This window comes from Aeromonas sp. R7-1, assembly GCF_040908115.1.
Taxonomy (GTDB): Bacteria; Pseudomonadota; Gammaproteobacteria; order Enterobacterales; family Aeromonadaceae; genus Aeromonas; species Aeromonas caviae.
In genome coordinates this window covers 95,551-109,116 of the sequence record NZ_JBFODD010000037.1, presented here as the reverse complement: position 1 = coordinate 109,116, position 13,566 = coordinate 95,551, and the positions used below count along the sequence as shown (strand labels likewise).

Sequence of the window (13,566 nt, the reverse complement as noted above, 5' to 3'; positions counted from 1 at the left end):
CCCCGCCTTGGAAAGCGCAGATCGCCCCCAATATAGGGAAGACAACGGACTGTCTGCACGAGGAACCCAATGGACTCGCTCTACGCCGTGGTGCTCTTTGCCATCTCGGCATCGGTCACCCCCGGCCCCAACAACATCATGGTGATGAGCGCCGGCGCCAGCGTCGGGATACGCAAGAGCCTGCCCCTGCTCATGGGGATCTGCGTCGGCTTCACCCTGATGCTGTTGCTGGTGGGGCTGGGCTTTGGCCAGCTCTTTACCCGCTTCCCCGAACTCCACTTGTTCATCAAGTGCGCGGGCACCCTCTATCTGCTCTATCTTGCCTGGCTCATCGCCCGCCCGACGGACGGGATGGCTGACAGCAACGGGACCCGCCCGTTCGGCTTTTTCAAGGGAGCCCTGTTCCAGTGGGTCAATGCCAAGGCCTGGGTGGTCGCCACCGGCGCCATCGCCGCCTTCACCAGCGCGGGGAGCGACCCTTTTGAACAGCACCTCGTCATCGCCCTGACCTTCTTCATCGTCTCTTTCCCCTGTGTCGGACTCTGGCTCCTGTGCGGTTCCCTGCTCAAGCGCTGGCTGGCAAACGATCTTGCCCGTCGCCGCTTCAACCAGGTGATGGCAGCCCTGCTGGCACTGTCAGTGGTGCCCGTCATTCGCGAGATCCTGATCCCCGCCTGAGACGCCGGGACTCCCCTTTCCCTTGACCCGACGGACGGCCGTCGCAAAGGAGATGCAATGCAACAAGTGGTCTATGTGGCCAACCCGGTGAGCGGGTTGATCCATGTGTTTCGCCTCGAGGCAGGCACCCTCGCCCCGCTGCAGGAAGTGCAGACCGGCGGCGAGGTGCAGCCCCTGGTCATCAGCCCGGACCGGCGCTGGCTCCATGCGGGGGTGCGCCCCGATTTTCGGGTGCTGAGCTTCCCCATCTCCGCCGATGGGCGGCTCGGCGCGCCGACCTCGGCGCCGCTGCTCGGCAGCGCCTCCCATACCTGCACCGATGGGAGCGGCCGCCTCTTCTTTGCCGCCTCCTACGCCTTCAACCACGTCACCGTCTCCCGCCAGGATCAGGCGGGCCGGATGCAGCCCCCTCACCAGCGTCTCGACCACCTGATGGCGGCCCACTCGGTCACCTGGCTTGCGGGGCAAAACGGGGAGCAGGAGCTGCTGGTGGCCTGCCTGAAGGAGGACAGGGTGCGCCGCTTTGCCCTGGTGAACGAGAAGCTGGTTCCCCATCCCTTGGGGGACATTCACACCGCACCCGGCGCCGGGCCCCGCCATCTGGCCCTGCACCCGGACAACGGCGATCTCTATTGCCTCAACGAACTCGATGCCACCCTTAATCGCTACCACAGGGAGGCGGACGGACAGATAGTGGCGCGCGAGAGCCTGGACATGCTGCCCCCAGGCCATGAGGGGGAGCGCTGGGGCGCCGACCTGCACCTGACCCCGGATGGACGCTTTCTCTACACCAGCGAACGGGCCAGCAGCCTGCTCACCCTGTTCGGCGTCTCCCCCCAGGATGGCGCCCTCACCCCCCTCGGCCACTTCCCGACCGAGGCCTGTCCCCGGGGCTTTGCCATCGACCACAGCGGCCACTGGCTCATCGCGACCGGGCAGCAATCCCACGAGGTGGCACTGCATGCCATCGACCCCGAAAGCGGCCAACTCACCCCGGGCCCACGTCGCGAGGTGGGCAAGGGGGCCATGTGGGTGAGGGTGCTATCCCTCCCTTGAGATGGCGAAAAACGGGCATAAAAAAAGCCATGGCACTGCCATGGCCTGCGTAAGCCGGCCCCCTCAGGAGCCGGTCACCTCAGGAGCCGGTCACCTCCTTCAGGAAACCGGTGAAACGCTGCCAGGACTTGGCATCGGCATCGGCGCGGTAGTTGTCCGAGCCAAAGACGCTGAACGCGTGGGGAGCACCGCTGTAGCTGGTCGCCTCGTGCTTCACCCCGGCGCTCTCCAGCTCGGCCACCAGCGCCGCAAACTGACCCAGAGAGACCGCCTCGTCGGCGCTGCCGTGCTGGACAAGCAACTCTCCCTTCACCTCTTTGTAGTCCTGCCCGGCCGGGGTCTCCAGCCCGCCGTGTACGCTCACCACCCCTTTGAGATCCGCCCCGCTGCGGGCCAGCTCCAGCACGGCGGCGCCGCCGAAGCAGTAACCGAGGGCCACCGCATTGTCGAGCCGCCCCCCCTGCCTGCCCGCCTCCGCCAATCCCCCTTGCAGCAGGATGCGCATCCTGGTCCTGTCCTGATAAAGGGCCCCGGTGAGGCGCTTCTTGTCTTCCACCGTGCTCGGCCTGACCCCGGCACCGAACAAATCGACGGCAAAGACACTGTAGCCCAGGGCCACCAGCATCTCGGCCCGCTTGATCTCGTAACCGTTGAGCCCGTCCCAGTCGTGCACCAGCACCACCAGAGGGGCCTGCTTGTCGGCAGCCGCCAGGTAATAGCCCTCGAACGGCTTGCCTTCGACCTCGTAGCGCACCGCACCGGCCTCGGCCGCTCCGCTTCCCATCAGCCCCAGCAGGGCCAGGATCCATGCCCTCTTCATCCTTTCGTCCTCTCCCGTCAATGGTGCCCCTGAGTGTAGCCGCTTGACATGGGGAGCCCGGGTTCAGTGGTACGCAGGCAAAAAGAGAGAGGCCACCCGAAGGTGGCCTCTTTTTCATCATCTCAACGTACAGCAAGCCAGGCGCTTAATCCTTGGCGCTCTCCATGGCACCCGTTTCGGAGTGCTGGGGCAGGATGAGGTTCAGCAGGATCGCCGCCACCGAGGCCAGCCCCACGCCCGCCAGGGCGAAGTCACCGATCTTCATCTCCAGGGCGCCGACACCCACGGTCAGGGTCACCGCCACGATGGCGATGTTGCGGGACAGCCCAAGATCCACCTTGGACTCCACCAGGGTCTTGAGACCGATAGCGGCGATGGATCCGAACAGCAGCAGCATGATGCCGCCCATCACCGGCATGGGGATGGAGGTGAGCAGGGCGTTGAACTTGCCGAAGAAGGCCAGAATGATGGCGAACACCGCGGCCCAGGTCATGGTGACCGGGTTGAAGTTGCGGGTGATCATCACGGCGCCGGTCACTTCTGCATAAGTGGTGACGGGGGGACCACCGATGAAACCGGCGAAGCAGACGCCGATGCCGTCACCGGCCAGGGTGCGGTGCAGGCCGGGATCCTTGGTGTAGTCCTTGCCGGTCACGCCGCCGATGGCCAGCACGCCGCCGATGTGCTCGATGCAGGGGGCGATGGCCACCGGCAGCATGAAGAGCGCCGCGGCCCAGTTGATCTCCGGGGTCTCGAAGTGGGGCAGCGCCAGCCAGGGGGCGTTGACCATGCCGTCGAAACTCACCTGGCCCATCAGCACGGCAGAGACATAACCGGCGATGACACCGCACAGGATGGGGATGAGCTTGATCCAGCCCTTGCAGAACACGGCGGCAATCAGGGTGACCGCCAGGGAGATGCCCGCCAGGGTCAGCGCCGTGGTGGCAGGCACCACCTGCTCACCGCCGGCACGGCCCATGGCCATGTTGCAGGCTACCTGGGCCACCGACAGGCCGATCACCATGATGACGGGACCGATGACCACGGGGGGCAGCAGCTTGTGCACGAAGCCCATGCCACGAGCGCGGATGATGGCCGCCAGGATGAAATACATGAAGCCCGCGGCAAACAGACCGAACATGGTGGAGGGCAGGCCCCAGGTCTGGGTGGCATAGATGATGGGGGCGATGAAGGCGAAGCTGGAGCCGAGGAAGATCGGCACCTGACGACGGGTGCAGAGCTGGAACAGCAGGGTGCCTACACCGGCGCCAAGCAGGGCCATGGAGGGGTTCAGACCGGTGAGCAGGGGCACCAGCACCATGGCACCGAAGGCGACAAACAGAATTTGCAGCCCGGCGACGCTTTGCTTGACCAAGGAAAACATGGGTATCCTTAATTTTTTGATAACTGACAGGGATATTTGACACTTTTCAGTCATCACAAGACGTTTTCAAGGCAGCCAACGGGCCAAACGGCGTCGTTTGTTACCTTTTACTGCTTGGGGAGGGCATGAAACTGGCTTTTTAGGCGGGATTCGCTGCTACAAGCATCGAGGAAGCGATTTTACGCACTTTTATGGCCAACGCCAATCGTTTTTCCGGTGAGTTGACATGACAAGGCTTTCAACTGGTCGACGCAGATATCGCCCCAACCCCCTCTCTATACTCGAAGGCGTGACCCCACACCGACAAGGAGTTCCCCATGTCACTGCCCTCGTTCAAACCCAGCCAGCGCCGACTGCTGCTGGGCTCGGCCATCGCCCTGGCCCTGTTCGTCACCCCGCTGAGCTATGACTTCGACCACCACCAGTGGCAGGCAAACCAGGCCCATGCCAAGTCCTGCTTCATCGCCGGTACCCGCATCCTGATGGCCGATGGCTGCGAACGCCCCATCGAGACCCTGCGGGTCGGCGATCGGGTGCGGGACAGGCACGGGCAGAGCAACCGCATCCAGGCCATCGAGCGGGTGGCGCTGGGGGCGCGCAGGCTCTACGGGCTCAATCATCTGCCCCCCTTCTTTACCGCCGAGCACCCCTTCCTCACCACCCGGGGCTGGGCGGCCATCGCACCGGCCATGACCCGCACCGAAAACCCGGCCCTCGCCGTGCTGCCGCTCTTTACCGGCATGCACCTGCTGGGTTGGTCAGAGGGGGGTAGCGCGGGCAACCTGGCGCTGGCGCCGCACCCTGTCGAACTGCCGGTGGCCTCCCTCTCCTGGGTTGATGCCCCGCCCGCCACGGCGCTGTTCAACCTGATCCTCGATGGCAGCCACAGCTATGTGGCCAATGGGCTGATCGTGCACAACAAAGGGGGGGATGGCGGCGGCAACAGTGGTAGCGGAGGCGGCAACAGCGGCGGCGGAGGCAGCAACAGCGGCGGCGGAGGCGGCAACAGCGGCGGCGGAGGCAGCAACAGCAGCGGTGGGGGCAATAGTAGCCACAGTGGAAACAATAGCGGAAATGGAGGCGATAGTAGCCATAACGGAAACAATGGCGGGGACGACAGCGGCCACGGCGGCGATGACCGTGGTCAGGGCGAACATGCCAGTGGCGACCAGCACGCTGGCGGCGATCGCCACGGCGGTGGCGACAAGCATGCAGGTGGGGAGCGTCATGCCGGTGGCCGGGTGGACGACAACGGTGTGGACGCCGTCGACGCCAATGGCAACAAGCTTCGAGGCGATGGCAGCGTGGATGACAACGGCGTGGACGCCGTCGACGCCAATGGCAACAAGCTTCGAGGCGATGGCAGCGTGGACGACAACGGTGTGGACGCCGTCGATGCCAATGGCAACAAGCTTCGAGGCGACGGCAGCGTCGATGACCGCCTGGTGCCCCCGCCCGCTCAATAGGTGGCAGCGTCCTGCCCCGCACACACAGCAGGGCAGAAAAAAGAGAGGGTGGCCTGGGCCACCTTCTCTTTTTCTATGGCATCGTCATGCCCGCGACACGTGCGGGCAGGTCGCACCTCAGACCCGGCGGTACGGCAGGTAGACCGGCTCCCACATATGGCTCAGGATGTGCTCTTGCAGATCCTGACCGATGAGCGGGTGGGAGGGGTCGCGGCGCACGATATCCTTGAGCACCGCGGTCGCCACGTGCACCGAGATGTTGCGCAGCTCGCTGATCCTCGGGTAGACGGTGCCCCGGGCGAGATCCGCCTCGCTCACGCATTCCGCGAGCGCAAAGGCGGCGGTGGTGAAGATGTCCGGGCTTATCTCGCGGATCTGGCTGACGATGGCCGCCAGCCCCACGCCGGGGAAGATGAAGACGTTGTTGCCCTGACCGATGCGATAATCCTGCCCCTCATGGTGCACATCCTTGAACGGGCTGCCGGTGGCGACGATGGCGCGCCCCTGGCTCCAGCGGAAGATGTCTTCCGGCAGGGCCTCGCAGTTGGCGGTGGGGTTGGAGAGGGGGAACACCATGGGGCGCTCGCAGTGGGTCAGCATCAGCTGGATGTGCTCCTCCTGGAAGGCGCCACCGGCGCCGCTGGTGCCGAGCAGCACTGTGATGGGCACGTGGCGCAGCACCTCGGTCAGCCCCGCCTTGCCCTGCAGATCCCACTGGGCCAGCAAGAGGCCCGGCTTGGCGTAGCGGCGCTTGTACTCATCCAGCCCCTCGCGGTTGTCACACACCAGCCCCTGGGTATCCAGGATGTAGATGCGATCCCGCGCCGCCTGCGGGTCAAGCCCCTCGCGGATCATCCCCGCGCAGATCTGATCCGCCACCCCGACCCCGCCAGCACCGGCCCCGTAGACCAGGTAGTGCTGCTGGCCCAGGGTTTCCCCCTTGGATTTGACGGCGCCTATGATGCCCGCCAGCACCACGGCCCCGGTGCCCTGGATGTCGTCGTTGAACGACGGCAGCGCCTGCTGGTAGCGGGCCAGGTTGTTGAAGGCGTTGGACTTGCTGAAGTCCTCCCACTGCAACACGGCGTTGGGGAAGTGGCGCTTGACCCCGGTCACGAATTTGTCGATGAAGTCATCGTACTCCTTGCCGCGAATGCGCCTGTGGGGCTGACCCAGGTACATGGGGTCATCCAGCAGCGCCTGGTTGTCGGTGCCCACGTCCAGCGCGATGGGCAGGCAGCAGGCGGGGTGGATGCCCGCCCCCAGGGTATAGAGGGCGAGCTTGCCGATGGGAATGCCCATGCCCCCCACCCCCTGATCGCCGATGCCGAGGATCCCCTGGCTGTCGGTCACGACGATGATGCGCACCGCCTTGGCATCCATGTGGCGGGCGAGAGAGCCCATGTCATCGACGTTCTTCGGGGTGATGTAGAGGCCGCGCGGCTTCTGGAAGCGGTGGCTGAACTCCTGGCACGCCTTGCCCACGGTCGGGGTGTAGATGTAGGGAGTCATCTCCTCCACGTGGCGGGACAGGAGGGCGTAGAACAGGGTTTCGTTGCGATCCTGCAGGGCTCGCAGGTTCTGGTACTTCTCGATGTCGCTGCAGGCGCTCAGGAAGGCCTCATAGACCCGCTCCAGCTGGGCTTCGAAGGTCTGCACCTGGGGCGGCAAGAGGCCGTCGAGCTCAAAATCGGCCCGCTCCTGTTCGGTGAAGGCGGTACCCTTGTTGAGGTTGCGATCGTTGAGCAGATTGGTGCCCGTCAGCGCAACGGGGCGAAAATCGTGACCCTGTGCATCTTTCCACAGCAGATATTGTCCGGTAGCCATAGTCATTCTCTTTGATTTACATGAAGTTGCCATCAGGCAGGAGAGCAAGACTCAGAATGCTGGGGATCATATGACGTTTGCCGATCCGGTTTTGTGAGCTTGGACAAACCCTGCGGCCAAAGGCGCCTTTGCCGGGGCAGCCGAAGGTTGCTCCCGCGCCCGCCTTGGCGCAAGATCCCGACACGCCCCTGTGGGCATCCCTTTGCGAGCAACGGAGCACCATGACCCCTTCCTCTTCCCCCGCTTTTCTCGTCAGCGGCGTCATCCTCGCGGGCGGTCGCGCCATCCGCATGGGGGGCGATGACAAGGGCTGGGTGCCCCTCGCGGGCACCCCCCTGATCGAACACGTGCTGACCCGCCTGCGCCCCCAGGTGGACGAGGTGCTGATCAACGCCAACCGCAGCCAGGCTCGCTACCGGCAACTTGCTCCCGTCATCGGGGACGCGCAGGCCGACTTCCAGGGGCCGCTGGCCGGCATGCTGGCGGGGCTGACGGCGGCCCGTCACGACTGGGTGCTTTTCGTCCCCTGTGACGGCCCCGCCCTGCCCCTTGATCTGATGACCCGCTTTCGCGCCGCCATCACCCCGGACACCGATCTGGTGGTGGCCCACGACGGGGAGCACCTCCAGCCCGTGGTCGCCCTGTTGCGCCGCGCCCTGCGCCCCTCTCTGCAACAGGCGCTGGCGGACGGGGAGCGCAAGACCGGGGCCTGGTTTGCTCGCCACCGGATGGCGGTAGTGCCCTTTGCCGATCTGCCCGACGCCTTCGTCAACCTCAACAGCCCGGCCGAACTCGCCGCCTGGGAGGCGAGGCTGCGGGAAGGGGGCGCGCCATGAGCCCCCTGCCCCTGCTCGGCTTCGTCGCCTGGAGCGGCACCGGCAAGACCACCCTGCTGGAGCGCCTCATCCCGCGCCTGGTGGCACGCGGTCTGCGCCTCGGGGTGCTCAAGCACACCCATCACGCCTTTGACATGGACCAGCCAGGCAAGGACAGCCACCGCCTGCGCCAGGCGGGCGCCACCCAGGTGATGGCGGCCTCCGACCGGCGCCACGCCCTGATCCGGGAGACCCCGGAGGGGGAGCCCCCCTTCGAGGCGCTGCTGGCCCGCTTCGATACGAACGCCCTGGATCTGCTGTTGGTCGAGGGGTTCAAGCACAGGCGCTTTCCCAAGGTGGAGCTGTATCGCGCCGCCATCGGCCGGCCCCTGCTCTTCCCCGATGATCCTGACATCGTCGCCCTCGTGAGCGACGCGCCCCAGGCCACGACCCTGCCCCGATTCCCCTTCGAGGATCTGGAGGCCATCGCCGACTTCATCTGCGCCCGGTTGCCCCCGCACGCCCCCCGTCAGGCCCCGCCGCCCCTTCGCCTCTGCGCCCGGCTGCTGGCGGCCCTGCCCCCATCGGCAGAGCAGGGCGTTGTGCCCGGCTTGCTCAGTCAGGACGAGGCGGGCACCCTGCTGGTGCGCCCGGTGGATGGGGGCCACGACAGTGCCAACTGCCGCATCGAACGGGCGCCGGGTAGCGCGGCCCTTCCCCCCGGCGAGCGGGTCATGGTGCGCCTGCCGACAGGTGCGCCCCCATGAACCGGGGAAACGACGCAGGTCAAGGCAAATGCCGTCCTCCTTGCTATCCTCACAACCCTGACCCGAGATAAGAGAACGCCCTTGCACCTCAATGCCCCGCTCTCCCGCTTCGATCTGCTCATCTATGGCCGCTACCGCCTGGTCCACGGCCTGCGCATCGCCCTGGCCTTCACCCTCACCTTCCTGCTGACCCGGGAGCTCAAGCTGCCGGAGAGCACCTGGCCCCTCATCACCCTGGTGGTGGTGATGGGCCCCATCTCGTTCTGGGGCAACGTGCTGTCGCGCGCCCTGCAACGGGTGGTGGGCACCGTCTTCGGCGCCGCCTGCGGGGTGGTGGCCCTCTATCTGGAGCTCTACTCCCTGCCCCTGATGCTGGCCTGGTGCTGCGCCATCATGTTCCTGTGCGGCTACCTGGCGCTCGGCAAGCGCCCCTATGTGGGGCTGCTCATCGGTATCACCCTGGGGGTCATCGTCGGCGGGGTGCCCGGGGACATCGAGACCGCGCTCTGGCGCAGCGGCGACGTCATCCTGGGGTCGGTGCTGGCCCTGCTGTTTTGCAGCATCTACCCCCAGCGGGCCTATACCCACTGGCGTCTGCAGATGCACGACACCCTGCAGCAGGCCGGGCGGCTCTACCACACCCACCTCTCCCCCAACGTGCTGGAGCGCCCCAAGCTCACCCGAAGCCATGCCCGCCTGCTCGCCAAAATAGTCAGCCTGCGCCCCCTGCTGGCCCCGGCGGTCAAGGAGACCCGCCTTGGCAGCCCGCTGTTCGAGGCGACCCAGACCACCCTTCGCAACAGCGTCTGCACCCTGGAGATGCTGGCCAACACCTATTGGCGGGATCGCCAGAGCCACTTCCTGATGCAGAGCCACCCCGGGCTTCGCGCCTGCCAGCAGGCGACGGAGTCGGTGCTCACCGAACTCGCCCTCATGCTCAAGAGCGGCGATACCACGGCGGCCGACCAGGCCATCGGCCGCCTGCAAGCCGCCGCCGCCCGGCTCGATGGGGACGCAAGCCAGGCGCCAGGCCAGGGACACGACCCCACCCTTGGCGGCTACCTCTGGCTCAATCTCCATCTCATCGAGCAGCTCGCCCACCTCCATCGCCTGCTGGGGCTGGTGCTGCAACCCTATGCCAAGCCCTCGGCCCGCCCCTGATCGCGCCGCCTGCAACCGCCCACAAAAAAGCCCCGCCGTTGCGGGGCTTGTTTGTCTCCGGCTCGCGCCTTAGCTTGCACGAGCCAGGGGCTGCTCCGGAGTGAGGTAGAGGGAGAAGTCCTCTATCCCCGCCTTCAGGGCGGCAAAGCAGTCGGGGTCGATGGCCGTGCCCAGGTTTTCCGCCATCATCTCCAGGGCCCGCGGCACCGGGATGGCATCCCGATAGGGACGCTTGGCGGTGATGGCATCGAAGATGTCGGCGGTGGTGATGATGCGCGTCTCCAGGGTGATCGCCTCCCCCTTGAGCCCCTTGGGGTAGCCCTTGCCGTCGAGTCGCTCATGGTGGGCGCCAGCCACCTGGGCCAGCTCCTCGAAGGCGCCGATGCGGCTCAGGATCTCCTCGGTGTAGGCGGCATGCATCTGCACCGCCGCCCACTCCTGCTCGTCAAGCTTGCCCGGCTTGTCGAGGATGGCGTTGCTCACCCCGAGCTTGCCCACGTCGTGGAGCAGGGCACCCCGCTTGAGCCAGCGCCGCCGCGGCTCGGACAGCCCCATCTGGGCGGCGAGGATGTCGGCATAGAGCGCCACCCTGCCGCTGTGCCCCGCGGTATAGGGGCTCTTGGAGTCCACCACCTGGCCGAAGGCCGCAGCAATCTCATCCAGATAATCCTCATCCAGCGCCACCTCCCCCTGCCCCGCCGGGTGGGCGAAGACCCGCTCCGCCAACGCGGGATCCGCCAGCCCTTGCCAGAAGGCCTCGTCTGCCAGCGCCTCGAAGGCCCTGACCAGGGCGGGATCAAACCAGTTGCCGCTGCGCTCGCGCAGCTCCCTCATCGCCGCGTCCGGCCCGGCGGCGGCGTGAAACACGTCCACCACCTGACAGAGCAGGGCGATGCGGGAGAAGAGCGGGATGGCCTCCCCCGCCAGTTGTTGCGGCCGCCCTTTGCCGCTCCAGTGCTCATCCAGGGAGAGGATCCCCTGGGCCACCTCGTCGCTGAAACGCAACTGGCGGGCGATGTCCGCTCCCCGGTGGCAGCGGGTCAGGATCAACTCGTTGGCTATCTGATCCCCGTTGCGAAAGATGTGGAACAGGCTGCGAAAGCGGCCCAGCAGATCCGCCTGCAAGCCGGTGTGACCCAGTACGAAGTTGACCACCTCGGAGAGGGAGCCATCCACCAGCTTGAAGTCGCGCTTGAAGTGAAGATCGTCGGTGAGATAGAGCTCGCAGATGCGGGCGGCATTGCTGCTGCACCCCAGATCCTTGAGCAACAGAGTGTAGTAGAGGTCGTGGCGCTGCCGGGCATCCAGTCCCAGTTGCTCCCCCAGACGAGAGCCTATCCAGCAGCAGCGGATGCAGTGGCCTCTCGGCTGCCCTTCTGTCATGTCCAGGGCATGACTGAGAGAACCAATCAGCTCTGCCAAACGCAATCCATTTACCGTCATAGCCCACTCCCTCTACATCGGGGCGTACTTGCCCGCAGGCATGTATAGCATTTGTCGGGAGTAAAGGATCAGGGGCGCGACAAATTATGCCTGCACCGCTCCCCGGCTTGCCGCCGCATCGCGCTGCTCGCGGCTCAGGGTCGAGACCAGTTTGTCGTCCAGATAGAGATCCAGTCGCTCCCCGCGCATCTCTCCCCGCATCAGGCTGCGCTGACCGTCGATGTAGTGGATCTCCATCTGGGCGGTGCGCTCGTCCGGGTAGCTCACCTGTACCTCGCGCACCCCTTGGGGCAGCAGGGCCAGCGGCACCTGGTTGAGGGCAGGATCCAGGTGCTGGTTCACCTTGATGATCGCATCGCTCTTCTGATCCACCAGGGCGGGCGACTTGCCGGTAAGGGGGTTCTTGCCGGACCAGAATTCGATGGTGTTGAACACGAAGAGATCCGCCGTGGCCGCCAGGCCATAGACGGGGGAGAGCAGCACGAAGACGCCGGCACGGCCGTAGCGGTTGTCCACCACGCTGAGGTTGCCCTTGGTCACCATGGAGGAGAGGCCCATCTGACCCATGCAACCGCCGAGCCCCAGGCTCGTCCCCATTCCCAGCAGCAGGGCCAGTGCCCTGCCTCTCTGTCGTACTGCCATTGTTGTCTACCTGCTCAATAAAAAGGAGGCGGCAGCCTAAACAAGGGGGCCGGGCGGCACAATGACGAAGGGGGGCGTCATACAGCCAGGGTTCAGCCTGGCCGTCCGATCGCTCACTCTGTTGGCAATCTTGCGGTCAGCCCCTCAGATGGAGAGGGCCGACACCGTCTGGGAGACCCTGTCCGCCTCCTGGTGGATCTCGCTCATCAGCTTGTCCACGCCGGCGATCTGCTGCTTGCCGAGTTCGGCGCTGCCCGCCACCCCGGCCATGTCGTCGGTCACCCTGGCGGTCAGCTCGCGGTTCTTCTGCACCACCTTGGCGATCTCGTCGGTAGAGAGCGACGTGCGGGCGGCCAGCTGGCGCACCTCGTCCGCCACCACCGCAAACCCGCGCCCCTGCTCCCCCGCCCGCGCCGCCTCGATGGCGGCGTTCAGGGCCAGCAGATTGGTCTGATCGGCGATGGCGCTGATGGTCGAGACGATGGCCTCGATGCTTCTGGACTGCTCGTTGAGCTGGCCGATGAGGGCGATGGCCTCATCCACCTGGGAGGCGATGAGGGAAGAGGTCTGCACCACGGCGCGCAGCAAGCCCGCCCCCTCCTCTGCGCTGTGCAGGGTCTCCTGGGCGGTGCTGTGGGCCAGGCGGGCGGCCTCCCGGGTGGCGTGGTTCTGCTCGATGCGCGCGGTGATGTCGCTGGCGAACTTCACCACCCGCACCACCTTGCCGCTGCCATCCCGGATGGGATTGTAGGTCGCCTCCAGCCAGACGGCCTGCCCCCGGCTGTTGTGGCGCATGAAGAGGCCGGATTTGAACTGGCCCCGGGCCAGCTCCTCCCAGAAACGGGGCTGCTCGCGCAGAAAGGCCTCGTCACAGAAGAGCCTGTGGTGCCTGCCCGCGATCTCCCCCAGGGTGTAACCCATGACGCTCAGGAAGTTGGCATTGGCATGGAGGATGTCGCCGTTCGGGGTGAACTCGATCATGGCCCGGGAGCGGTCCAGCGCCTCGGTGAGCCCCTCGAGTCGCTCCAACCGCAGGTGCTGTTCGGTGACGTCGCTGGCCATCTTGAGTACCCGGGTCACCCGGCCCTGGTGCTTCACCGGGAAATAGGTCGCCTCCAGCCAGCGCGTCTCCCCCTGCCGGTTCACGCGCTCGAAGGTGCCTGACTGCACCTCCCCCTGGGCCAGGCGGCGCCAGAACTGGCGATAGTCACCGGACTCCCCCCAGGCCCTTGGACAGAGCTGGCTGTGGGGCTGCCCAATCAGTTCGGCGGCACCATATCCCATCAGGGCCAGGAAAGGGGGGCTCGCCTCCTGGATGATCCCCTCCGGGCTGAAGATGACGGTGGCGGCACCCGCCTTGATCGCCTCTATGATGCCCTGCTCCTCGTCGAGCCGGGTCTGGCATGCCTGCAACTGCGCTTTGAGCTTCTGATTGAACATGACACTTCTTCCTCGTTGACCATCCCCATGGGCACCACGGCCTCACCCACAGAGGGTATCGGCACCG

Annotated in this window: 11 protein-coding genes and 1 pseudogene; 6 read left to right on the top strand and 6 right to left on the bottom strand. The window is 65.9% G+C overall.

Annotation, left to right across the window (positions count from 1 at the left end):
* The first annotated feature begins 69 nt into the window (after positions 1 to 69).
* Both AB5Y51_RS08655 and AB5Y51_RS08650 read left to right on the top strand, forming a co-directional pair.
* The gene (locus AB5Y51_RS08655) at positions 70 to 678 is read left to right on the top strand and encodes a LysE family translocator (RefSeq protein ID WP_102948720.1); all 609 of its coding nucleotides are present in this window, start codon (positions 70 to 72) and stop codon (positions 676 to 678) included.
* Positions 679 to 735: 57 nt separating this feature from the next.
* Entirely contained in the window at positions 736 to 1,734 is a 999-nt protein-coding gene (locus AB5Y51_RS08650) for a beta-propeller fold lactonase family protein (protein WP_368178286.1), read from the top strand.
* A gap of 79 nt (positions 1,735 to 1,813) precedes the next feature.
* Here the strand turns inward: AB5Y51_RS08650 and AB5Y51_RS08645 are convergent, their stop codons facing one another.
* Positions 1,814 to 2,554 (bottom strand): dienelactone hydrolase family protein, encoded by a 741-nt coding sequence (locus AB5Y51_RS08645; RefSeq protein WP_368178285.1) that lies wholly within the window; start codon positions 2,552 to 2,554, stop codon positions 1,814 to 1,816.
* A gap of 145 nt (positions 2,555 to 2,699) precedes the next feature.
* A complete protein-coding gene (locus AB5Y51_RS08640) occupies positions 2,700 to 3,938 on the bottom strand; it encodes a uracil-xanthine permease family protein (protein WP_041213272.1) in 1,239 nt (412 codons plus the stop codon).
* 317 nt (positions 3,939 to 4,255) lie between these two features.
* Between AB5Y51_RS08640 and AB5Y51_RS08635 the strand changes: the two genes are divergently transcribed.
* On the top strand, positions 4,256 to 5,404 hold the full coding sequence (locus AB5Y51_RS08635) for a Hint domain-containing protein (protein WP_368178284.1): 1,149 nt from the start codon (positions 4,256 to 4,258) through the stop codon (positions 5,402 to 5,404).
* A 117-nt stretch (positions 5,405 to 5,521) separates the two neighbouring features.
* Here the strand turns inward: AB5Y51_RS08635 and AB5Y51_RS08630 are convergent, their stop codons facing one another.
* Positions 5,522 to 7,231 carry an NAD-dependent malic enzyme gene (locus tag AB5Y51_RS08630; protein ID WP_200164700.1) on the bottom strand — a complete coding sequence of 570 codons (1,710 nt, stop codon included), beginning with the start codon at positions 7,229 to 7,231 and terminating at the stop codon, positions 5,522 to 5,524.
* A gap of 221 nt (positions 7,232 to 7,452) precedes the next feature.
* Here AB5Y51_RS08630 and mobA point away from each other — a divergent pair, with 221 nt between their 5' ends.
* The 3 genes and pseudogenes from mobA to AB5Y51_RS08615 all read left to right on the top strand — a co-directional run bounded on the left by mobA (position 7,453) and on the right by AB5Y51_RS08615 (position 9,974).
* Positions 7,453 to 8,067 (top strand): molybdenum cofactor guanylyltransferase MobA, encoded by a 615-nt coding sequence (mobA, locus tag AB5Y51_RS08625; RefSeq protein ID WP_274799203.1) that lies wholly within the window; start codon positions 7,453 to 7,455, stop codon positions 8,065 to 8,067.
* Positions 8,064 to 8,549, top strand: a pseudogene (gene mobB / locus AB5Y51_RS08620) (molybdopterin-guanine dinucleotide biosynthesis protein B); the annotation flags it as partial. The gene mobA and the pseudogene mobB, both read left to right, overlap by 4 nt.
* 345 nt (positions 8,550 to 8,894) lie before the next feature.
* Positions 8,895 to 9,974 (top strand): FUSC family protein, encoded by a 1,080-nt coding sequence (locus tag AB5Y51_RS08615; RefSeq protein WP_319904337.1) that lies wholly within the window; start codon positions 8,895 to 8,897, stop codon positions 9,972 to 9,974.
* A 69-nt stretch (positions 9,975 to 10,043) separates the two neighbouring features.
* Here the strand turns inward: AB5Y51_RS08615 and AB5Y51_RS08610 are convergent, their stop codons facing one another.
* From AB5Y51_RS08610 to AB5Y51_RS08600, 3 genes are all read right to left on the bottom strand, one after another.
* Positions 10,044 to 11,417, bottom strand: a complete 1,374-nt coding sequence (locus AB5Y51_RS08610) for an HD domain-containing phosphohydrolase (protein ID WP_323946301.1) — start codon at positions 11,415 to 11,417, stop codon at positions 10,044 to 10,046.
* Positions 11,418 to 11,501: 84 nt separating this feature from the next.
* On the bottom strand, positions 11,502 to 12,059 hold the full coding sequence (locus AB5Y51_RS08605; RefSeq protein WP_368178283.1) for a DUF3332 domain-containing protein: 558 nt from the start codon (positions 12,057 to 12,059) through the stop codon (positions 11,502 to 11,504).
* Positions 12,060 to 12,203: 144 nt separating this feature from the next.
* A complete protein-coding gene (locus AB5Y51_RS08600) occupies positions 12,204 to 13,499 on the bottom strand; it encodes a PAS domain-containing methyl-accepting chemotaxis protein (RefSeq protein ID WP_324050269.1) in 1,296 nt (431 codons plus the stop codon).
* Between the last annotated feature and the right edge of the window lie 67 nt (positions 13,500 to 13,566).

Bases quoted from the DNA above. Each gene is read 5' to 3' on its own strand.
- AB5Y51_RS08645 (WP_368178285.1), bottom strand. From the start codon at position 2,554: ATGAAGAGGGCATGGATCCTGGCCCTGCTGGGGCTGATGGGAAGCGGA.
- AB5Y51_RS08655 (WP_102948720.1), top strand. From the start codon at position 70: ATGGACTCGCTCTACGCCGTGGTGCTCTTTGCCATCTCGGCATCGGTC.
- AB5Y51_RS08600 (WP_324050269.1), bottom strand. From the start codon at position 13,499: ATGTTCAATCAGAAGCTCAAAGCGCAGTTGCAGGCATGCCAGACCCGG.
- AB5Y51_RS08630 (WP_200164700.1), bottom strand. From the start codon at position 7,231: ATGGCTACCGGACAATATCTGCTGTGGAAAGATGCACAGGGTCACGAT.
- AB5Y51_RS08640 (WP_041213272.1), bottom strand. From the start codon at position 3,938: ATGTTTTCCTTGGTCAAGCAAAGCGTCGCCGGGCTGCAAATTCTGTTT.
- AB5Y51_RS08610 (WP_323946301.1), bottom strand. From the start codon at position 11,417: ATGACGGTAAATGGATTGCGTTTGGCAGAGCTGATTGGTTCTCTCAGT.
- AB5Y51_RS08650 (WP_368178286.1), top strand. From the start codon at position 736: ATGCAACAAGTGGTCTATGTGGCCAACCCGGTGAGCGGGTTGATCCAT.
- AB5Y51_RS08635 (WP_368178284.1), top strand. From the start codon at position 4,256: ATGTCACTGCCCTCGTTCAAACCCAGCCAGCGCCGACTGCTGCTGGGC.
- AB5Y51_RS08605 (WP_368178283.1), bottom strand. From the start codon at position 12,059: ATGGCAGTACGACAGAGAGGCAGGGCACTGGCCCTGCTGCTGGGAATG.
- mobA (WP_274799203.1), top strand. From the start codon at position 7,453: ATGACCCCTTCCTCTTCCCCCGCTTTTCTCGTCAGCGGCGTCATCCTC.